16 protein-coding genes are annotated in these 20,098 nt (G+C 46.4%); 8 read left to right on the forward strand and 8 right to left on the reverse strand.

Features of this window, described 5'->3' with window-relative positions; genetic code table 11:
- Positions 1-35 precede the first annotated feature (35 nt).
- From TBC1_RS13210 to TBC1_RS13235, 6 genes are all read left to right on the forward strand, one after another.
- Positions 36-1,193, forward strand: a complete 1,158-nt coding sequence (locus tag TBC1_RS13210) for an alpha/beta hydrolase-fold protein (RefSeq protein WP_062043789.1) — start codon at positions 36-38, stop codon at positions 1,191-1,193.
- A gap of 818 nt (positions 1,194-2,011) precedes the next feature.
- Positions 2,012-2,554, forward strand: a complete 543-nt coding sequence (locus TBC1_RS13215) for a VOC family protein (protein ID WP_236695676.1) — start codon at positions 2,012-2,014, stop codon at positions 2,552-2,554.
- Positions 2,555-2,645: 91 nt separating this feature from the next.
- Positions 2,646-3,209: a YdeI/OmpD-associated family protein gene (locus tag TBC1_RS13220; protein WP_062043791.1), complete on the forward strand. Its 564-nt coding sequence runs from the start codon at positions 2,646-2,648 to the stop codon at positions 3,207-3,209.
- 65 nt (positions 3,210-3,274) lie between these two features.
- Positions 3,275-4,123 (forward strand): VOC family protein, encoded by an 849-nt coding sequence (locus tag TBC1_RS13225; protein ID WP_062043794.1) that lies wholly within the window; start codon positions 3,275-3,277, stop codon positions 4,121-4,123.
- Between the two features lie 12 nt (positions 4,124-4,135).
- Positions 4,136-4,630 carry a DUF4199 domain-containing protein gene (locus tag TBC1_RS13230; RefSeq protein WP_062043799.1) on the forward strand — a complete coding sequence of 165 codons (495 nt, stop codon included), beginning with the start codon at positions 4,136-4,138 and terminating at the stop codon, positions 4,628-4,630.
- A gap of 261 nt (positions 4,631-4,891) precedes the next feature.
- Positions 4,892-7,246: an ABC transporter permease gene (locus TBC1_RS13235; RefSeq protein WP_062043802.1), complete on the forward strand. Its 2,355-nt coding sequence runs from the start codon at positions 4,892-4,894 to the stop codon at positions 7,244-7,246.
- Between the two features lie 80 nt (positions 7,247-7,326).
- On the opposite strand, the gene TBC1_RS13240 is transcribed toward TBC1_RS13235, so the two are convergent.
- Genes TBC1_RS13240 through TBC1_RS13255 form a run of 4 tightly spaced genes read right to left on the reverse strand, consistent with a single transcriptional unit; the run spans position 7,327 to position 11,721 of the window.
- Positions 7,327-8,274 (reverse strand): NAD-dependent epimerase/dehydratase family protein, encoded by a 948-nt coding sequence (locus TBC1_RS13240; RefSeq protein WP_062043804.1) that lies wholly within the window; start codon positions 8,272-8,274, stop codon positions 7,327-7,329.
- Between the two features lie 3 nt (positions 8,275-8,277).
- Positions 8,278-9,171 carry a lysylphosphatidylglycerol synthase transmembrane domain-containing protein gene (locus TBC1_RS13245; protein ID WP_062043806.1) on the reverse strand — a complete coding sequence of 298 codons (894 nt, stop codon included), beginning with the start codon at positions 9,169-9,171 and terminating at the stop codon, positions 8,278-8,280.
- A gap of 1 nt (position 9,172) precedes the next feature.
- Complete coding sequence (locus TBC1_RS13250) at positions 9,173-10,117, reverse strand: glycosyltransferase family 2 protein (RefSeq protein ID WP_062043809.1); 945 nt, start codon at positions 10,115-10,117, stop codon at positions 9,173-9,175.
- Positions 10,114-11,721 (reverse strand): ArnT family glycosyltransferase, encoded by a 1,608-nt coding sequence (locus TBC1_RS13255; RefSeq protein ID WP_062043812.1) that lies wholly within the window; start codon positions 11,719-11,721, stop codon positions 10,114-10,116. Before TBC1_RS13255 ends, TBC1_RS13250 begins: the two co-directional genes overlap by 4 nt.
- A gap of 146 nt (positions 11,722-11,867) precedes the next feature.
- On the opposite strand from TBC1_RS13255, the gene TBC1_RS13260 reads away from it, so the two are divergent.
- A complete protein-coding gene (locus TBC1_RS13260) occupies positions 11,868-13,727 on the forward strand; it encodes an LTA synthase family protein (protein WP_062043814.1) in 1,860 nt (619 codons plus the stop codon).
- Positions 13,728-13,991: 264 nt separating this feature from the next.
- A complete protein-coding gene (locus tag TBC1_RS13265; RefSeq protein ID WP_062043817.1) occupies positions 13,992-16,832 on the forward strand; it encodes a cache domain-containing protein in 2,841 nt (946 codons plus the stop codon).
- Between the two features lie 24 nt (positions 16,833-16,856).
- Here TBC1_RS13265 and TBC1_RS13270 read toward each other — a convergent pair whose 3' ends face one another.
- From TBC1_RS13270 to TBC1_RS13285, 4 genes are all read right to left on the reverse strand, one after another.
- A complete protein-coding gene (locus TBC1_RS13270) occupies positions 16,857-17,036 on the reverse strand; it encodes a helix-turn-helix domain-containing protein (RefSeq protein ID WP_062043820.1) in 180 nt (59 codons plus the stop codon).
- An 18-nt stretch (positions 17,037-17,054) separates the two neighbouring features.
- Positions 17,055-18,302 carry a DUF1015 domain-containing protein gene (locus TBC1_RS13275; protein WP_062043823.1) on the reverse strand — a complete coding sequence of 416 codons (1,248 nt, stop codon included), beginning with the start codon at positions 18,300-18,302 and terminating at the stop codon, positions 17,055-17,057.
- A gap of 184 nt (positions 18,303-18,486) precedes the next feature.
- On the reverse strand, positions 18,487-18,897 hold the full coding sequence (locus tag TBC1_RS13280; protein WP_062043826.1) for a four helix bundle protein: 411 nt from the start codon (positions 18,895-18,897) through the stop codon (positions 18,487-18,489).
- A gap of 132 nt (positions 18,898-19,029) precedes the next feature.
- A complete protein-coding gene (locus TBC1_RS13285) occupies positions 19,030-19,953 on the reverse strand; it encodes a 3-phosphoglycerate dehydrogenase (protein ID WP_062043830.1) in 924 nt (307 codons plus the stop codon).
- Positions 19,954-20,098 lie beyond the last annotated feature (145 nt).

The raw sequence follows: 20,098 nt of genomic DNA on the forward strand, positions 1-20,098 counted from the left end.
GGTAAAAGTGAACTAATTAATACTTTACCCATCGAATGAAAACTAAAATCTTCTTTTTACTTGTATTTCTTTTCTCTGCATCAATCATACCGGCGCAGCGAACGGATACGCTTTCGTTTTATTCGGAAGCATTTGGTGAACAAAGGACCGTGTACATCCACAAGCCCGGTTTTTACAAGTACAAATCCGGTTCCGTTAAACTTCCCGTGATTTTCTTGCTTGATGGTCAGCATGAGTGGTTTATCAATCCCATACTCTCTGACATTAAGTATTTACAGTACACCCACGAAATCCCAAATGCACTGGTTGTCGTTGTTCCGCATAAAAACCGGAACGATGAATGCGGGTTTTCCGGACTGCAACCGGGCATGCCGCTGGATATCTTTATCACGGAAGAACTTACCCGGGCGTTGACAAAGTACAACCCCGGCGAAATCAGGATTATTGCCGGGCACTCATTTTCAGCCTCTTTCGCGCTTTACGCGTATTTAATGCATCCCGGCTTTTATACTGCCGTGATGGCACATACGCCACTCCATGAACTTGAATCGCTGGTGGAGGCTCTCGGAAAAACCGGCCAGGCCGATAAAGACAGGATCTTTATCAGTACAGGCGGCATTGCCGGTGACAAGGATTATCATCACAGAAAAAAGTATGATCAGTTAAAAAGCAGTTATCCTGACTTCTTTAGTGACATTGTTACCTTCGAAGCTGATTATTCCGCGCACAACGCGGTACCCATCGTGGCAACACCGGTTTTCCTGACCCGGATCTTCGAAAGATTCAGGGGCAGGTATGCCGGAATCGCGAAGACAGATGATGAGTATAAGCTGATTGATATTCCCGAAACGGCTGAAGCGGAAATAGATAAAGTCCTCGAAGCTTCGGTTATTGGCGATTATTTTTATCCGCCCGGAATTGCGGAAATCAATGGCATTGCCTCCCGTTACGCGTATAACGGCTATAACAGCCAGGCGCTGGAAATCTACCGGCTGGGTATAACATACTATCCGGATTATTATGAGTTTTATCTCTCACTTTACGAACTGACATACGGTCAGGATAGTGAACAAGCCCGGGAGTACCTGAACCGGGCGGAATACCTTTTAAAAACCGTTGAAACCGGATGGGACGGAAAAAATGCCCTGCTTGATGAGATCAGGATCGAAAAAGTTAAACATGGATGGGAGTAATCCTGCCGGCTGATTACCCGGCTTGGGGCGGGGGTAATCAGGCGCTAGCCAACACAGGGGCTTCAGCCCAAAAGGGGGCATAAGTTTATTTACACCCTGACATTAGAAAAATCCGGTAAGCCCGGGAATACCCCTGTTCAGACTTCTCCCGGCTTTCCGGCTAAAGCCGGTTGGTTCGGGCATCAGCTTTTTCCCCGGGCTGAAGCCCGGAGTAAATAAAACTGATTTAACTTGCTAATCATGAGAATTCTGACGCCTGAATACGGACTTCGGCTTAATCAACGCAAGCATAGGTTATCTGTATTCCGCAGTTTCTGATGATGCTCAATTCCGGTTTATTACCCCCGGCTTGAGCCGGGGGTATTGAAGAGCTGACAAACGTGGGGGCTTCAGCCCAAAAGACGGCAAAAGTTTATTTGCATCCCGGCATTAATTAAATCCGGCAAGTCCGGAAACTCTCCTGTTCAGACATTTCCCGGCTTTTCGGCTAAAGCCAGTTGGTTCGGGGGGCTGTATTTTCCCCGGGTAGAAGCCCGGAGTAAAGTAAATAGAATTATCTTAAAATTCATCAGAAATCTGACGCCTGAATCCGGACTTTGGAAAAACCAATGCAAGCCGAAGAAGTTTTAATTATTCACTAAAGGAACTTTGCTTTTTTCTTTTTCAAAACCATCACATAACGAATATCCGTGAGGTCGGTCTTCGTGATAAATTCAGGCGTCCCGATGACCATTGTATTCCCGGTTTATAGGGTTAATTTTGCGTAGTCTGAAATTACTAAAATTGTTATTGTTTGTTGAACATTTAAATCAAAGTACATGAAAAATTCGTTGGCTATTGCCCTGCTGGCCCTTATATTCGCAGCTTGTAAACAAGGCTCAATAAAAAACGACGATATGACAGATCAATCGGCTCTAAACGGCAGCAATGCTGCTATTAACGATACCACACCGAAAGTTACCGGTATAGGCGGTATTTTCTTTTTTTCTGAGAATGTTGAGGAGACCAAAGCCTGGTATGCGGAAAACCTGGGGCTTGAAGTGAATGAGTGGGGCTCGAGTTTCGAATTCCGCAATGCCAACCGGCCGGAAGAAATCAACTATCTGCAGTGGAGTCCTTTTAAGCAGGGAAGCAGTTATTTTGAGCCCTCCAAAAAAGAGTTTATGGTCAATTACCGGGTGCAGAACATCGAAGGCCTGGTGGAAAAGCTCCGGCAAAACGGCGTCACCATTCTCGATACCATAGAAACCTACGATTACGGTAAATTTGTCCATATCATGGATGCCGACGGTAACAAGCTGGAGTTGTGGGAGCCGGTCGACAGCGTTTTTACCGCCATGGGCCTGAAAACCACCAAATAGCTCCGGCCCGGGCAGGCCGGTGCCTGAACAATTGGTAAACGCGATGGTTTTATTAACCTGCGCATGATATTGCCTTTCAAATAATTCAATTATGGAATACAACGAACGATGGGCGGAGGAACTTTCGTTGCTGTCATCCGTCATTGCAAAAGCCCCGCTCGAAAAAGCCATCAAATGGGGGGCAGAGGTATACACATACAATGGAAAGAATGTTGTCAGCTATGGCGGTTTCAGGAACTTTTTTGCACTTTGGTTTTTCAATGGCGTATTCCTTCAGGATAAATACGGGGTACTGATTGCCGCATCAGAGGGAAAAACCAAATCGTTGCGTCAGTGGCGTTTCACCTCCCTGGCAGAAGTGGATGAAAAAAGCATTCTTGAATACATTTCCGAAGCTATTGAAGTGGAAAAGAAAGGCCTGAAAATAAAGCCTGAGAAGTTTCAGGCGATGGCGCCGTCGCCGTTGCTTGCCGGTGCCCTCAAAGCCGATGGAAATCTGCAGGCTGCATTCAGTAAGTTAAGCCCGGGAAAGCAGAAGGAATATATACTTTATCTGGATGAACCAAAGCAGGAAAACACCAAAGTCAGCCGGCTGGAGAAAATAATCCCGATGATTTTAAAGGGCGCGGGTTTGCATGATAAATACAAAAAATAGCGACTGAGAAAACCCCTTGCCTTTCAAATTGTTATTAACCCTGTTGCACAACTGATTTCCGGAACATGAACAAGACGATATATCCCTGCCTCTGGTTTAACAACAATGCGAGGGAAGCCGCTGGTTATTACAAGGATGTTTTTGAGGATGTGAACATCCTCTCAGAAAACCAGCTGGTGCTGATGTTTGAGATTTATGGAGTGAAATTTATGGGCCTGAACGGCGGAGAGATGTTCCGGCCCAATCCTGCCGTATCTTATTTCGTTTATTGCGGTGGCGATGATGCTAAGATTGAGCGTCTTTATGCCAGTCTCAGTAAGGACGGACGGGTGATGATGCCCCTGGAAAAATATGATTGGAGCGCGAAATATGCCTGGGTGGAGGACAGGTTTGGCATCAGCTGGCAACTGGATATAGATGCGATCAACAATCCGCAGAAGATCGTTCCCGCCCTGCTTTTTGCCAATGATAAAAGGGCAAAGGTGGGGGAGGCATTGAGTTATTATACTTCCATATTTGATGACAGCAGGCACATTATAAGTTTCCCGATTCCTTCCGGGAGCAGTATGCCTGATGGCGCCCTGATGTTTACCCAATTCAGGCTGAAAGATTTAATTTTTAACGCTTTAAGCGGAGGTGAGCCGGTACATGAATTTGATTTCTGCGAAGGCAATTCCTTTGTAATTGAATGCGAAACCCAGAAGGAAATTGACCACTACTGGAGTCGGTTTGCTGAAGAAGGGATGGAGAGCATGTGTGGTTGGGTCAGGGATAAATACGGTGTATGGTGGCAGGTAATTCCATCCATGCTTGAATCCCTGATCGTGAACTCAGGAAAAGGTCAGCAGGTAGGGCAGGCCTTGCGCCAAATGAAAAAGATTGAACTGGACGTACTTATAAATGCAGCACAATAAAAAAACATCAACATGAAAAACCTGAAAATTGAAATCAAGTGGGCCGTTATTTTTTCGCTGATGTCACTGCTCTGGATGCTTCTGGAGAAAGTCACCGGACTTCATGGCAGGTATATCGATTATCATATTTATCTCACAAACCTTTTTGCCATTCCTGCTATCATTGTGATGGTGCTGGCGCTGAAGGATAAAAAGAAGAACTTCTACGACGGTCGTATCACCTACCTCCAGGGGCTGGTTTCAGGTATTATTATATCGGTGATGATTGCCGTGATCAGTCCGCTCACGCAGTGGATCACCACCTATGTAATCACACCTGAGTATTTCCCGAATGTCATCAAGCGATCGGTGGAACTGGGCTATTACAACACCATTGCCGAAGCTGAAGCAAATTTCAATTACCTGAATTATGTAAAACAGGGAGCTATCGGAGGGTTGATCATGGGGACCGTAACCACCGCAATCGCGATGATTTTTATTTATACACGGAACAGAAAAAGTTCGTGATGGGTATGGTCTGAACAGCCTATGCCGTAATCCGGCGTTCTGCTTCCGGAAGAGGTTGATAAAACGGGTTAGAAATCTCTGGATAAAAGAATTAAAGGGAAAGCCGGACAAATGTCCGGTTTTAAGACATATTGATCGCAAATCCGGACACTACTACTTTATTAGTATTTTTATTCCGCACATATTCAGCGGTTTAATATGGCATGGTTTTTATAATACCTGAGCTGTAATTCTTATTTTATTATCTGAAACGCTCGGGCAATGCAGCATTTTTTCAGGCATACATTCAGGCTCTATATCCGGAATCCTTTTTATACCATTATCAACGTAACAGGTCTTGCGATAGGCCTTGCAGCGGGAATTGCCATACTGGCCTACATTTACGGCGAGCTGAGTTTCGACAGGTTTCATACTAACCGGCATGATATTTACCGGGTAAATATGACAGCCGTCAGTCCTGACGGGTCATTCGGTTCCTGCACCATCCCTGCGGCCGTTGGTCCATCGCTTCAGGAACAGTTTCCCGGGATAGTATCAGTTACGCGGACAACTCAACCGCAAGAATCTTTTTTCGAAGCCGGCGGGAAAATCACTGAAATTTCAAAAGTTTGCTATGCCGATTCCGGATTTTTCAGGGACTTCTCGTTCGTGCTGGAGGAAGGCGATATTACCACAGCGCTTTCCGGAATATTCAGTGTCGTGCTTACCCGTTCTTCAGCCCGCAAGCTCTTCGGCGATGAACCTGCCATTGGTAAAGTTTTGAAGATGAACAACAGGGATCAGTTTACGGTGACCGGAATAGCCGGAGACCCGCCATATAACTCCTCACTGCAGTTTGATGCCCTGATTTCATTTTCAACATTGTATCAGGATAAGTCATTGTACATGGACTGGAACGGGGGAAACCAGTACATCACTTTTATCAGGACGCAGCCCGGCTTCAGCATCGCAAGCCTTGAATCGGCCCTGCCCGCATTCCTTGATGAGAAGATCAACAGAAGTATCAGGGAATCAGGTTGGCAGTATAAGCTTGGTTTTGAGCCGCTCAGCAACATCCATCTGCATTCGCTTGTAAACGATGGAAGCGGTGGAAACCTTAGTAATATCAGGATATTTTCTGGCATCGCCCTGCTGATCCTGCTGATTGCCTGTTTTAATTTTACCAGCCTGGCGACTGCCCGGGCCATGATCCGGAACAGGGAAACGGGCATCCGCAAAGTGGCCGGAGCGTCACGGCGCATGCTGATCAGGCAGTTTATAGCCGAAGCGCTGGTGCTGAGTTTTACAGCTTTGCTGCTCGCGCTTTTTATCATCGAACTGATACGTCCCTGGTATTCGGCCGTTACAGGAAATCCCCTCGCGCTTTATGCGGCCGGCGGGATGCCGCTGATGCTTGGGATAATCCTGCTGGTGGTGTTCGCCGGAGTGCTTGCAGGCGCTTATCCCGCCTTTTACCTTGCATCCTTTAAACCGGTGGATGTGCTCAAGGGAGGATCCGGTTCGGTAAAAGTCAGGGCAATGCTGCCCAAAGTGCTGGTTGTGATTCAGTTTGCCATATCGGCCGGATTGGTGGCTTCCCTCTTGCTGATGTTCGGTCAGATTCGCTATATCAGCAGTTTCGACAAGGGATATCGCTCCGACAACCTGCTTGTTGTGCGCGTTTCAGATGAAAATGATAAAAACATGCCTGCATTTGCCGGCAATTCGCTGGGCAGCTTGCCGTTTGTCGAAAGCTGGACGGCGGTATCAAGTCCACCGGGCGCAGGGGTTCCAGCCAACGGATATCTGCCTGATGGCAGGGACGAAGTGGTCATGATCAATGTGCTGGGCATCGATTCAGCCTTTCTGAAAACAATGGGGATCAGGCTGATCGCCGGAAGGAACCTGACTTCTGGCAACGACAGCATTTCCTGCCTGGTAAATGAAAGCTACGCGCAGCGCTATGGAGTTACCCCGGGCAGCATACATCATATCAGGCGAAGTGCCAAACACCCTGTTATCGGGGTAGTGCAGGATTTTAACTTTCACCCTGTCTATACCGGGGTAGAGCCACTGATCTTTACTACCCGCCCGGAGGAAGGTTTCAACGCCTTGCTGATCAGGGTGAATTCCGATCTTCAAAGCGCCGGGGCAGGCCTTGAAAATGAATGGCAAAAGCACTTCCCGGGAGAACCTTTCGTTTGCTACCCGCTTGATACATACATAGCCGGCACTTATCAGCATATCAACCGCTTCGCGCAATTGTTCTCCGGTTTCACCATTCTGGCCATTGTTGTGGCCTGTATGGGACTACTGGGGCTTTCGGCTGTAATCCTGCAGCAACGGCGCAGGCAGTTCGGCATCAGGCGGATTCTGGGCGCATCACCCTTCAGCCTGACCCTCAGGGAAACAGCGGGTTTCTCGCTGCTGGTAATGATAGGAAATTTGCTGGCCGTTGTTCCGGTGTGGTTGTTTATGTCAGAGTGGCTTGCTGATTTTGCCTATCACATCAATATCACCGCCGGAACTTTTCTCCTTACAGCTGCGATCACCCTGCTGGTGGCTTTTCTGACCATCGCCTGGCAGTCCTGGTCGGCATCGAAACTGAATCCGGTGGAAGTGATCAAATACGAATGATGGAAAAACATGTGTGCCGCATTGTCTGATGCAGGAACAGGGATGAAACTTGGTTTGGCAAATGCAAAACAGGCTTCAGATCAGCACATGCCCTGCTCAGAGAACATGCGGAGCAAACCCTTGTGTACAGGATATCCCGGGGAATAATTCAGCAGCCGGCGGGCCTTGCTGATGTCGGCATAGGTGATTTCCACATCGCCGGCCTGCATGGGCTTCCATTCGATGACAGCTTTCCTGCCCAATGTTTCCTCAATACCCCGCACCAGGTCGATCAGCGAAATGGTGTCGCTGTTGCCCAGGTTAAAGATCTCGTATCCCTTCAGATTGTTGGCGCAGGCAATGATGCCGGCAGTAATATCGCTGATGAAGGTGTAATCCCTTCGGGTGGTCCCATCGCCGAAGAGCGTGATGGGCGCGCCTTCACTGATCTTACGCCCGAACTGCTGTATGGCCATTTCGGGCCGTTGCCCGGGTCCGTAGACCGTGAAGAACCTCAGACAGTAGATATTGAAGTTATAAAGATGATGGTAAGTGTAGCAAAGCAATTCTCCGGCTTTTTTGGTGGCGGCATAAGGCGAAATGGGGTTGTCAACCGGATCGGTTTCGCTGAAGGGCACTTTCCTGTTATTTCCGTAAACCGATGAGGAGGAGGCAAAGAGCATGTCTTTGATGCCTGCCGCCCGCATGGCTTCGAGCAATACCAGCGTGCCGGTGACATTCACATCGTAATATAGTTCAGGCTGTTCAATGGAAGGCCGCACCCCGGCCCGGGCAGCGAGGTGAATCACCAGATCCGGTTTCGCTGCACTGAAAATTTTATCGAGCGTTTCGCGATGTCTGATGTCGCCTTCGTAAAGCTTAAAACCTTTATTTTCCGAAAGTCTGCCCACCGCTCTACGCTTGATCGCTGGATCGTAAAATGTATCGAAATTGTCAAGGCCTGATACTTTGTATCCCTGCTCCAGCATGGTGCGGGCAAGACTTGAGCCGATAAATCCGGCGACACCGGTGATAAAAACATGTTTCATTTTCTAAACTTTTGCTTCAGGTTCTTTTACATCTGCACCGCATTCAAGCTTTATATTCAGTGCCTTTTCGTTCAGGGAGTAGTAAATCCCGCTCAGCGAAACCACCGCGGTAATCACGTAAAACAGCAGACTGAGTGCGATGGATAGATGAATGTCGAGATGCATGATTTCAGCCCCGAAAAGAAAAGTGATCTCGCGCGATCCGATGCCGCCTATGGTGATGGGTAGTGTAGCTACGATGGAGGATATGAGAAAAAGAAAAAGATAAGCCAGTATCTGTTCCTGGTGGTGGTTGGCCAGCAGGATCAGCCAGGCGGAGAGCAGCTGGGCAAGCTGAACACCCGCTGAATAGAGGTTTGTCAGGTGGATACTTTTCCTGAAATCCTTGAAAAACCAATGAATGGAAAGATAATAAACTGCAATGGATACAGGGATTGCTGCAACTGCCAGATATTTATACAGTACCGGTAAGGCTATAAACGGAACCATCAGCATAGCCAGTACGAACAGCGCAAGCACCCCGTTCACCCTGTCGAGCAACACCGCCCAGAACAGCTTTTTTGCCCCGGTCCCGAACTTCTTATTGAGCAGGTAAATTTTATAACCGTCACCGCCAATGCCGCCGGGCAGGAAAAGGTTGTAATACATCCCGAGCAGGTATAGCCTCAGGTTGCTTTGTTCGGTGAGCCCGGCTCCGGTATTCCTGAAAAAGATGTTCAGGCGGTAAGATGAAAGCACTTTAGAGACCGCGAAAAGGAGGGTAGCGGCCAACAGCCAGCCATAATGCACATGCCTGAAAATCTGTAAGACTTCCCTGACGTCAATTTTGGTATATACATACCAGAGTGCGGCGACGGAAAGCGCGATTTTCAGGAATGCTTTAAGCGGTCGGGACATCTCAGGCTTCGAATGTGTGTACTTTGCGGATTTTATAAGGGCGTTTCTGCTGTGACTCGTAATAAGTGCGCATCAACAGCTCTGCCATAATTCCGATGGTAATCAGTTGTATGCCGGCAATCAGCAGCAATATGCCCAGCAGCAGCATCGGCTTTCCCCAGATATCGTGACCCATAATCTTCTCAATAAGGAACCATCCGTTGATAAGTGAGCCCACTATCAGAAATAACAGGCCGATCCCTCCGAAAAGATGCATTGGCTTACCCATATACTTTTTAAAAAATACCATCAGCATCAGATCGCTTACGACTTTAAACGTCCGGTTGATGCCATATTTCGATTTGCCGAACTCCCGTGCATGGTGCTTTACGTCCACCTGAGTGATGGTCGCGCCTTCGAGGCTTGCCAGCACGGGAATAAAGCGGTGCAGTTCCCCGTAAAGACCGATGTTTTTGGCCAGATCGCTTTTAAACACTTTCAGGGTGCAGCCGTAATCTTTTATGTAGACCCCGGTACTTTTACGGATAATGGCATTGGCAATTTTGCTGGGGATTTTCCTCAGAAACATCCCGTCCTGTCTGTTTTTCCTGACACCGGCCACCAGGTCCCAGTGTTCATCCTCCGCCAGTTTCAGCATCATGGGAATATCGCTGGGGTCATTCTGCAGGTCGCCGTCCATGGTAACAAGGTATTCTCCCCGCGCCTGTTCAATGCCTGCATAGAGGGCCGCACTCTGCCCGAAGTTTTTTCTGAATTCCACCAGCACAACCCGGGGGTCATTCAGGGCAATGATTTCCTGCCGTGTGCGGTCGGTGGAGCCGTCATCCACATAGATAATCTCGTATTCCATGCCGGTAATGGATTCGTTGATCCATTTGTTCAGCGGCCTGATATTGGGTTCCTCGTTGTAAACGCAGATGATTATGGATAACTTCGGATTGTTCATAGGGATTTCTTTAACAGGAAAAGCCTGGTTTCGCTTAGCTTGATGGTAAAGGTATGGATGATTTCGTAACCTTCGAGCCGGTCTGCAAAAGTAGCCAGATTTTTTTCATCCGCGATGTAACAGGTGCCGGAATCGCTGATTTCCCATGTTCTCCTGATAATCTGCCGGCTTTCGCGGGCAATGTAAAACGAAGCATCGTGGTTGAAGGGAGTGTCTCCAAGCACATAGGTATTACACTCCTTAATAAGCTGACCTGCCGTGATTTCACCCTGCCGGTAACCCGCATCCGGATAGGAGTTATAGCGCGCCTGAAGGTTAAACATGCTGAAAGCAATGCGCACCGTCAACATAACAATAATCAGCAACAGCATACGAAGGGGAACATGCTTTCGCATCAGCCAAACCGCTGAACCGGCAATGATAAAGAGCAAAGGAATGATCATCCATACACCCTGCAGTTGATTTGTTTCGTCCCAAAACAGATAATAAAGCAGGGAGGCTGTCCCCAGCAATCCCAGTACACCGAAAACCACATCGGTGATCTTTCGAAGATTATTCCTGCTTTCTGCAGATAAAGACCAGGCCTTTACCAGTATCACAAAGAGCAGGGGGAAGAGCATAAACAGGTAGCGCGGTCGCATATCTGCCGAGATCCAGTAAATAATGATATTGCTACTGAATATCAGCAGGTTGAACATAATGAACTTGTCGGTATACAGGGCAATCCGGATTTTTTTACTCAACAGCAATAAAAGCAGTATAGTCCACGGGGCGAATTCATAGATCATTTCAAACGGAAAAGTCACCAGGTGGAGCAGCCAGCTGAGGAAGGTGCCCTTTTTGTCGGAAAGCCTGTTCGACTGGTCGAACAGCGTGGAAAATACATCGTCAAGGGTGTTGGTCTGGAGGTAAGCATAGTAGTAGGTGCCTGTGATCAGCGCGAAGGTCAGGATGCCGGCCAGGTGCTGCCAGGAGAAAAGCTTACGGAATTGCTTGTCGTAGCTGAGCCATGCCAGCAGGCTGATGCCCTGAAACGCAATGGAGGGGAGTCCTTTCATCAGGTAGCCGGCAGCGGCCAGTGCGTAGGTGGCCGTAAACATCAGCAGCCATTTGCGTCGTTGCGAAAGGTGATAAAGCAAGGCAAATCCTGTGAACGTCACCAGTGAATAGGTAATGTCGATCAGTCCCTGAAAAGAGTCCCAGAACAGGATGCGTGCCGAAGTGATCATCATCAGGGCGGCCATTACCGCATTCCTCCATCCCAGCGCTTTCCGGGCAAAAAGGGTTATTGCAAGGCCCATCAGCAGCAGAGAGATTACAGTCGGCAACCTGAAGATGAACTCGTTCTCAACTCCGGCAACTTTGACAAAACCCGCAAGTATCCAGTTGAAGAGGGGAGGTTTGTTGTAATAAAAATCCCCGTTGATCGTGGGGGTGATGAAGTTCTCCGACAAGATCATTTCGAGTGTGACCACCGCCCGGGTAGGTTCATCGGAGATCAGCGGCATCAGCCCCAGGTTGGTAAAAAGCGCCAACGGCAAGAGCAGGATGATAATGATCAGGATGGTATCGGACAGGATAGATTTATCCTTCAGGCCATTCATAGGTTGGTGATAAATAAATAATGCGGCTAAATTAAGGATAATTGGCCGGATTGCTATGATCCGTCCCTTACATCAGGGGAAGTTTTTGGGCGGGAATCAGCCAACTTAAATTAACTTTGCAGACTTATTTCGAACTACGCTGGTATATGAAGCAGATATTGATTTCATTTTTCAGGCAGATGCTCTTCTGGTTATTGTTTTTTGCATTCGCCAGAACGGTTTTCATGCTCTACAATTTTCAACTGCTGCGCATCGAAGGCGCGTCTTTCGGCGAAGCCATGGCCGCATACCGGCACGGCTTTCAGCTCGACTTTGCCACTACTTCGTATTTTATGCTTTTTCCTGCAGTTTTGCTGCTGATCCAGTCGTTGTGGAGCAGAAGCTGGATGAATAAGGTAAACCGGATCTATACCTATACGGCAATCACGCTTTTCAGCCTGCTTACCGCTGTTGAACTGGGCATTTATCCTGAGTGGAAAACCAAACTGCCTTTCAAGGCCTTTGCCTACCTGAGCAATCCCACTGAAGTTTATGATACAGTTTCCAACGCGCTGTTTTTCTCCCTGATTGGTCTGTTTATTATAATGGTCATGCTCACTTCCTGGATTTACCGGAGGTGGTTTTATCAGGACATCAGACAGACCGGGAGAAGTTATTTTTTCAGCACCGTATTCCTGGTTGCTGCGCCGGTGTTGCTTTTTATAGGGGCCAGGGGAGGGGTGCAGCCCATTCCGATCAACCAGAGCGCTTCCTATTATTCCAACAAGAATATCCTGAACATCGCCGCTGTAAATTCAGGGTTTAACCTGATGATTAATATTATTGAGAATTATAGAAATTTCGGTGAAAACCCTTATGCCTTTTACAGCGAAGAGGAGGTTGCGCAGACTCTGGAAAAGATATTAGCCACGGAAAAAGATTCAACCACAAATGTGCTCACTGCCAACCGGCCTAACGTGGTGTTGCTGATTCTTGAAAGCTGGTCGGCCGATCTGATCGAATCCCTTGGTGGAGAACCGGGCATAACCCCGGAATTCAGAAAACTGGAAAAAGAAGGTATTCTTTTTACAAATCTATGGGCCACCGGCCCCCGCAGCGAGCAGGCCATGGGAAGTATTTTCGGAGGCTTTCCCGCTCACCCGATCTCTTCCATTACCGTGCAGCCTGATAAGTTCGCCAAACTTCCCACCCTCACGCATAAGCTGATAGAGGAGGGGTATCATACCTCTTTTTACTTCGGAGGGCAACTGATTTACGGAAACATCAAGGGATTTATTCTTTACAACGGTTTTAAACGCATTGTTGAAGGGGCTGATTTCGGCAAGGAGGCTATCAAAGGTAAACTTGGCGCGCACGATGAGTTCGTGCTTTCGCGTCAGTTGGCTGATCTATCCAAAGAAAAGGAGCCCTTTTTCTCAGCACTGTTCACCCTGAGTTCTCATTCGCCTTACGATCAGCCGATGGAACAGGTGCTCGACTGGGGAGATAACGAAAAACCTTACATAAACTCGGCCTATTATACCGACCATTGCCTGGGCCGGTATTTCGAAGAAGCCCGTAAACAGCCCTGGTACAAAAACACCCTCTTCGTGATTGTAGCGGACCATAGCCACAATTCATACCGCAACTGGGCTTTTACCACCCCAAACTATCATAGAATACCCATGCTGCTGGTTGGTGATGTGATAAAGGAGGAGTTCAGGGGGACAAAGGTAAGCCGGCTTTCGAATCAATCTGACCTTGCTTCAACCCTGCTGAATCAGCTTGATATCGATGCGGGTGCTTTCCACTGGAGCCGAAATCTGTTTAATCCTTATGCACCTGAGTTTGCCTATTACTCATTTGAGGAAGGCCTGGGGTGGATCAGGCCTGCAGGGCACTTTGTAATGGATGCGCGCATAGGACACTTCCACGAAAATGCCATCCCCGAAGCTTATACCGATTCCATTATCAGGGAAGGAAAATCATATTTGCAGGCCCTTTTCGGAGAGTATATGTCTTACTGATACCTGCCTTTTTCGCACCTTGTAAAAATTATCTTACTATTGTAAAAAAAATGTTTATGTTTGCTGGCTCCGTTTATTCAAAATAAGTAGTTGATAATAAATTATTTAACAAATACTTGTTTTAAGTAAGGTAAGTTTATTTTCCATCGGGACAATGAACTTTCGGGGATGCCTGATGTTAGGTTTAAACCTTGATTTTTTAACCGTTTCCGGGGTTACAAATCAATGAAATGAGAATGAATCATTGTAAAGCGGACAGGGAACTTGAATTTAATCAGAACTTTTAAAAATTATCTTCAGCGTAAGAGTATAGCCGATCAGCTGCTCTACGGAATTATGGCTGCTGCCGTTATTTGCGTATTGTTTATAGGACATTACTGGACTTCACTGGAGACCCGGAGATTTAAGAAGCAATCGGAAGAAATCAGGGATCGTTTTGTCAACAGCAGGATGGATGTCGTAAGAGATGAAGTTACACGGGCCATCGGATTCATCAATTACAACCGGTCACTTTCAGAGGAAAGAATGAGGTTAGGGCTTAAACAGCGCGTGGATGAAGCCTGGGCGATTGCTTCAAATATATATGAGGAGAACCGTAAAACCAAATCACGTTCCGAAATAGAAAAACTGATCAAGGATGCCCTCCGCCCGATCCGCTTTTCAAATGACCGGGGTGAAATTTTTATTTATACTACCAGCGGAGTCTCTGTTCTGCTGCCGCGCAACAAACATCTTGAAAATATACCCGGCCTTGACTATCAGGATCAGCATGGCAATTATGTAGTAAGAAACGAAGTTGAGCTGCTCAGGCAGGTAGACCAGGGATTTATCCATTATTATTCCCCCGGAAAAGATAACCCGGAAGATTCCGTGTTGCTTAAAAGTTCCTATATCAGAAGGTTCGCCCCATTCAACTGGTACCTTGGTTCAAAGGATTACCTCGAAGATTTTGAATCTGAAATGAAGGAGAGGATTCTGGAATACCTTTCTAAAATAAGGTATGGAAACGATGGATACCTCTTTGTCAATACTATTGGCGGTGAAGCCCTGATAACCAACGGCGTGAAGCATCTGTGGCCTCAGGACATCCGCAAAAGCAATGATTCCAACTGGATAGAGGTATATCAGAAACAGGTTGATATTTATAATACTACCGGAAGCGGTTTTATTGAATATCAGTTCAGGCGGCTTTTATCCGAAGATTTTGAGACAAAAATATCCTACCTCGGCACGGTAAAAGAGTGGGGATGGATTGTAGGAACCGGATTTTATGAAAATGAAATAGAAAGTTTTATCAGGGATAACCGAAAATTGATGGAAGCCCAGATAAGAAGTACCATTGTACATATTGTACTTTCTTTATTGATGGTATTGATTTTTATCTGGCTGGTATCACGCTGGATATCCCGGAAATTAGCACAAGGTTTTGCCATATTTAACCTTCATTTCAGAAAGACCGGCCTCGAGTCAATTGAAATGAACCAGGAAAACCTTGTTTTTTCAGAGTTCAGGGAGTTGGCCGAATCGGTCAATGCAATGACGGAAGAACTGAATAATGCAAGGAAGTCTCTGGTAAAGGAACGCTCTTTGCTCAGATCGCTGATCGATTCCAGTCCTGACTTTATTTTCTTCAAAGATCTTAACAGCAATTTTGTCGGTTGCAATAAAGCTTTTGCTGATTATATCGGCATTGAGGAAAGTGAACTGATCGGCCGCAATGATTACGATTTCTTCCCGAAGGAGGCAGCAGACAAATATCATCAGTTCGACCGCCAGATCATTGAGGATCATATACCCGTGCGATCAGAAGAATGGATAACATTTTCGGATGGTTCGCGTCGCCTGATGGACACCCTGAAGGTATTAAATTTCGACAGTGCCGGAAATCCGATTGGCATCGTCGCAATCAGCCGTGATATCTCAGAAAAGGAAGAGATACAGCAGATGTACATAAAGGCTAAAGAGAAGGCCGAGGAAGCCGACAGGCTTAAAACCGCTTTTCTGGCCAATATGAGCCATGAAATCAGGACCCCGATGAATTCTATCATTGGATTCTCCAACCTGTTAACAGAAGAGGATCTTACGCCTGAGGACAAGGCCGAATTTATCCGGCATATTAACCACGGCAGTGAAACGCTGCTCAGCCTGATCGACGACATCATAGATATAGCTAAAATTGAAGCGGGCCAGTTGATGGTTACTTTTGAACCATACAATCTGCGGGAGATGATGGATGAGCTGTACCACACCCATGCTGAACTGTTGAAAAGAAAGGGCAAAGAACAGGTGAACCTTGTCCTGGAATCGGAACAGTTGCCCGGAGGTGACGTAATTCTCACCGATCCGTTCCGCCTTAAGCAGGTAATGACCAATCTGCTCGTCAATGCGGTCAAATTCACCGAAAAGGGGAGCATTACTTATGGCTACAAAGTTTCAGGTGACTTTTTACACTTTTTTGTCAGGGATACAGGGATAGGAATTTCACCCGAGGGTATCAAGGTAATTTTTGAGCGGTTCAGGCAGGACAACAGATATGGTGTCAAACATCAGGGGGGAACCGGCCTGGGCCTGGCCATTTCACGTCATATCGTACAGTTGTTGGGCGGCGATATATCGGTTAGTTCATCCCCGGGAGAAGGCGCGCTGTTCAGTTTTATGATCCCATACAATGCTTATACGGATATTGTTTCAGAAAAAAAGAGAGGCCGCGATTCAACTTTCTCTATGGACTGGAGTTCAAAAACCATCCTTGTGGTTGAAGATATGGAATCTCATTATAACTACATCAGGTCGGCCCTTATGAGAACGGGGCTGAATATGGTGAGGGTATCAAACGGCCAGGAGAGTATAGAATGTTGTCTTAACGACCACCAGATTGATATTGTATTGATGGATGTGAATCTGCCGGATATGGATGGTTATACCGCAACCAGAAAAATAAAGGCACATCGGCCCGGCATACCGGTGATTGCGCAAACTGCCTATAATCTGCCAGGAGAAGAGAACAGAAGCAGGGAAGCGGGATGCGATGCTTACATATCCAAACCAGTTAAACTGAAAATTCTGCTGGATGTTTTGGGAAGTTTTCTTGACAATAAGAAATAAAAAACGGGGCTCAGGCCCCGTTCTTTATTTTTTTGGTTCGTAATAACAAACTTTGGGAGAAAAGATTTTTTCCTCCGTTTTTAGTTTTTTAATCGCTTTATCGACTTCTTTCTTGTCGATGCCCGTGATTTCGGCAATTTCTCCGCCTTTAAGCGGTTTGCCGGCTTCTGCCATAGCTTTCAGGATTTTTTCTGCTGTATCCATCTTTAATCGGTTTATTGATTAATCAAGTGTATGAACCACCAGGCCGCTACGCAGCTTTGGTTCAAACCAGGTTGTTTTAGGAGGCATGATGTTTCCTGTATTGGCAATGTCGATCAGTTGCTGCAACGAAACAGGGTAAAGGGCAAACGCAACCGCCATTTCTCCGCTGTCAACACGTTTTTTCAGTTCTCCCAATCCCCGGATGCCACCTACAAAGTCAATGCGTTTTGAAGTGCGAAGGTCAGTGATGCCCAGTATCTTATCAAGCACCAGATTTGAAAGCACGGTAACGTCAAGTACCCCAATGGGATCGGTATCATTGTAAGTGCCTTCTTTTGCCGTAAGCGAGTACCATTTTCCGCCCAGATACATGCTGAAGTTGTGCAGAAAAGCGGGTTTATAGATTTCAGTCCCTTTTACTTCAATTACAAATACTTCATGCAGCTTATCCATCAGTTCGCTTTCGCTGAGTCCGTTCAGGTCTTTGACAACGCGGTTGTAATCGATGATGGTAAGTTGGTCAGACGGGAAATGAACGGCCAGGAAGAAATTGTATTCTTCATCACCACGGTGGTTTGGATTGGCCTGCTTTTTCTCATTACCAACCAATGCAGCGGCCGCTGTGCGGTGGTGACCGTCTGCCACGTATGTATAGGGCACCTTGCTGAATAGTTCAACAAGCCTGCTGATGATTGCTTTGTCGCGGATCACCCAGAAGTGATGTCCGAAACCATCATCCGCTGTAAAATCATACTCAGGGGCTGATGAATTTACGATGGATGCAACGATGCTGTCTATTTCCTGAACAGCAGGATAGGTGAAAAATACCGGTTCCATATTGGCATTGGTAACCCTCACATGTTTCATCCGGTCTTCTTCCTTATCCTTGCGGGTAAGTTCATGTTTTTTGATGATGCCGTTCATATAATCCTCAACACCGGCACATCCGACAAGGCCATACTGGGTCTTGCCGTTCATAGTCTGTGCATAGATATAAAGGTATTCTTCCCTGTCCTGTAAAAGCCAGCCCTGTTCCCTGAATTTCCTGAAATTTTCAGCTGCTTTATTGTATACCTGTTCATCATGCTCGTCAATCTCAACGGGAAGATCAATTTCCGGCTTGATGATGTGCAACAGCGAATAGGGGTTGTTATTGGCTTCAATCCTGGCTTCCTGCGAGTTCAGCACATCATAGGGCCTTGAAGCAAGTTGTGAAGCAATTTCTTTAGGGGGTCTCAGTCCCCGGAATGGTTTTAATACTGCCATAACTCAATGATTTTATTTTTGTTGGTTTACAATTCCGCTATGAACTGGCATAATTATAACAATCGCATATCAGCCTCAAAACAGCTTGAGACCAATTTGCTTGCTGCCGGCAAAATTATAATTTAATTCAAAAGAAAAAACATCCCCCTGGCCGGGAGAATAAAGAGTATAAAAGGTATAATGATTAATCAGTATCTTCCAGGTTGAGGTCAGCTGCCCGCTGAAGTGATCCGATCAGAGCACCGATCATCTTGGTCATTTCCATCAGTTGCCCGCGCGATTCCTCAACATCTTTCTCACTTAAATACTTTAGCTTGCCTGCAAGTGTGGTGAATACCACACATTCCCTCACCGCACTTTTGGCCATCTTTAAATAATAGATAAACTGACTCTTATTTCTGGCTGATCCTTCCGATATATTCAATGCAATTGCCTGGGCCGACAGATTAAACCTGGTCCCGACACCTGCGGCGCCTTCATCCGGAAATTCTTTACTTTTGATAATCAGCCATTCAATGTAATCCAATGCTTTATGGTATATTCTTAAATCTTCAAATCTAAAGAATGTTACCGCTTTTTCGAGTTCGGAATCCATTGGCGAAAGTTTGTTGGTTAATATTGAGTGTATTTAGTTTAATTTTGGTATGGTAAAAAGCTGATATCAGGTAAAAACCTGATTTACGGGAATAATCCTGATCAGTACTATTCCCGTAAACAGGGAACGTAATTATTTGTTTACCTGGAAAGTGGTATTTCCGTTTTCGAAGAAATCAATGATCTGACGGGCTGCTGCAAGTCCAGCATTCACGTTTGCTTCTGAGGTCTGTGCCCCCATCTTTTTGGGTGTAAAGAAATAACGGCCGGCATACAATGATTCAAACTGGTTTTTTAAATCCGGCTCAATATCACTAAGATACTTAAAGTCAGGCCTTTCTTCGAATACCCTTAATAAACCCTCTTCATCAATTACCTCCTTACGGGCGGTATTCACCAACGTAGCGCCTTTTGGCATTTTCATCAGTAAATCGTAGCCGATAGATTTTTTTGTCTGCGCATTGGCAGGGATGTGCAGGGAAACATACTGGCATTTACCGTAAAGTTCTTCTGCAGAAGCAACCGGCTGAACACCGTCGGCAAGCATGGTATCGTTGTCAACATAGGGGTCAAAGGCAAACACATTCATCCCAAAGCCCTTTGCAATTAAAGCAACATATTTGCCGACATTTCCATAAGCGTGAATCCCCAGGGATTTTCCCCTGAGTTCGGTTCCCGAAGATCCGTTGAAACTGTTTCTTGCCATGTAAACCATCATACCCAAAGCCAATTCAGCAACTGCATTTGAATTTTGTCCGGGTGTGTTCATGGCTACAACCTTATGCTCAGTGGCAGCATTCAGGTCGATGTTGTCGTATCCGGCTCCAGCCCTTACAATGATCTTCAGCTTCTTTCCGGCTTCAATCACCCTGCGGTCAGCGATATCACTGCGGATAATCACCGCATCAACATCTTCAACGGCCCTTACAAAATCTGCATGATCAGCGTACTTCTCTAGCAGAACCAGCTCACAGCCGGCATCTTCAACAATCTTCCTGATCCCATCCACAGCAATCTTGGCGAATGGCTTGTCAGTAGCAACAAGAACTTTTTTCATAACAGTGTAGTTTTAAAATAGTGTATAAAAATAAAGAGTAAAATTGTCCTAAACAAATTTCTGGTAAAAATAATGTTCGTATCCGGTCAAAACAGTTAAAAAGTGTTCGTAAATGAACAAACCGACGTAAAAAAAATGGCAATTT

Source organism: Lentimicrobium saccharophilum (assembly GCF_001192835.1).
Classification (GTDB): domain Bacteria; phylum Bacteroidota; class Bacteroidia; order Bacteroidales; family Lentimicrobiaceae; genus Lentimicrobium; species Lentimicrobium saccharophilum.

Coding starts and splice junctions, on each gene's coding strand:
- TBC1_RS13270 (WP_062043820.1), bottom strand. CDS start 17,036: ATGGATACAGCAGAAAAAATCCTGAAAGCTATGGCAGAAGCCGGCAAA.
- TBC1_RS13245 (WP_062043806.1), bottom strand. CDS start 9,171: ATGTCCCGACCGCTTAAAGCATTCCTGAAAATCGCGCTTTCCGTCGCC.
- TBC1_RS13240 (WP_062043804.1), bottom strand. CDS start 8,274: ATGAAACATGTTTTTATCACCGGTGTCGCCGGATTTATCGGCTCAAGT.
- TBC1_RS13215 (WP_236695676.1), top strand. CDS start 2,012: ATGAAAAATTCGTTGGCTATTGCCCTGCTGGCCCTTATATTCGCAGCT.
- TBC1_RS13230 (WP_062043799.1), top strand. CDS start 4,136: ATGAAAAACCTGAAAATTGAAATCAAGTGGGCCGTTATTTTTTCGCTG.
- TBC1_RS13210 (WP_062043789.1), top strand. CDS start 36: ATGAAAACTAAAATCTTCTTTTTACTTGTATTTCTTTTCTCTGCATCA.
- TBC1_RS13280 (WP_062043826.1), bottom strand. CDS start 18,897: ATGGATTCCGAACTCGAAAAAGCGGTAACATTCTTTAGATTTGAAGAT.
- TBC1_RS13250 (WP_062043809.1), bottom strand. CDS start 10,117: ATGAACAATCCGAAGTTATCCATAATCATCTGCGTTTACAACGAGGAA.
- TBC1_RS13220 (WP_062043791.1), top strand. CDS start 2,646: ATGGAATACAACGAACGATGGGCGGAGGAACTTTCGTTGCTGTCATCC.
- TBC1_RS13285 (WP_062043830.1), bottom strand. CDS start 19,953: ATGAAAAAAGTTCTTGTTGCTACTGACAAGCCATTCGCCAAGATTGCT.
- TBC1_RS13235 (WP_062043802.1), top strand. CDS start 4,892: ATGCAGCATTTTTTCAGGCATACATTCAGGCTCTATATCCGGAATCCT.
- TBC1_RS13260 (WP_062043814.1), top strand. CDS start 11,868: ATGAAGCAGATATTGATTTCATTTTTCAGGCAGATGCTCTTCTGGTTA.
- TBC1_RS13275 (WP_062043823.1), bottom strand. CDS start 18,302: ATGGCAGTATTAAAACCATTCCGGGGACTGAGACCCCCTAAAGAAATT.
- TBC1_RS13225 (WP_062043794.1), top strand. CDS start 3,275: ATGAACAAGACGATATATCCCTGCCTCTGGTTTAACAACAATGCGAGG.
- TBC1_RS13255 (WP_062043812.1), bottom strand. CDS start 11,721: ATGAATGGCCTGAAGGATAAATCTATCCTGTCCGATACCATCCTGATC.